The organism is Vulcanisaeta sp. (assembly GCF_049966235.1).
Taxonomy (GTDB): domain Archaea; phylum Thermoproteota; class Thermoprotei; order Thermoproteales; family Thermocladiaceae; genus Vulcanisaeta; species Vulcanisaeta moutnovskia.
Genome location: NZ_JBMFVA010000088.1, coordinates 1 through 544 on the forward strand (window position 1 = coordinate 1; position 544 = coordinate 544).

1 pseudogene is annotated in these 544 nt (G+C 41.5%); it reads right to left on the minus strand.

Annotation, left to right across the window (positions count from 1 at the left end):
- A pseudogene (locus tag ACP5L5_RS11855) lies at positions 1-544 on the minus strand (ABC transporter substrate-binding protein); the annotation flags it as partial.

Sequence of the window (544 nt, forward strand, 5' to 3'; positions counted from 1 at the left end):
CTATCATAGTTTGTTAAGTTTATGTAGCCGAATGTTGAGTTAATGCATGATACGACAGTTGCATTAGGTATCGATAATTGCGAAAGTACAAGAGGCTGACAATACCACCCAGTAATGTGATTATCCTGGGTTATTGGGTAGGCGAATGGGTATGATACATTGCTATATTCCCAGAAGATTAAGAGTAATGGGGCAGCACCGGCTGGGTAATCATAGTAAGTCCACAATGCTTCATATGAACCCTTATTAAAGCCTGCGAAAAGCCACTCAATACCACCGCCAACACCTGGAAGCTCACCAGCAAAGAGGAAATGGTAGAATATCCCTGGCTCCATTGTTATGATCTTAGTCGGTATTCCGAATAATGCTAATTGTTCAGCAACCTCGCTCATTATAAGGTCCCACGATGATGAATAAGTATTGACATATAGTGTCAATGTTAATGGTGTTCCATTCGGTAGGTACCATTGATTACCCTTCTTATAAAGCCCAGCTGATTCAAGGAGTTGGGCGGCGTAGGTCCAATTAACAGTATAATTGACAG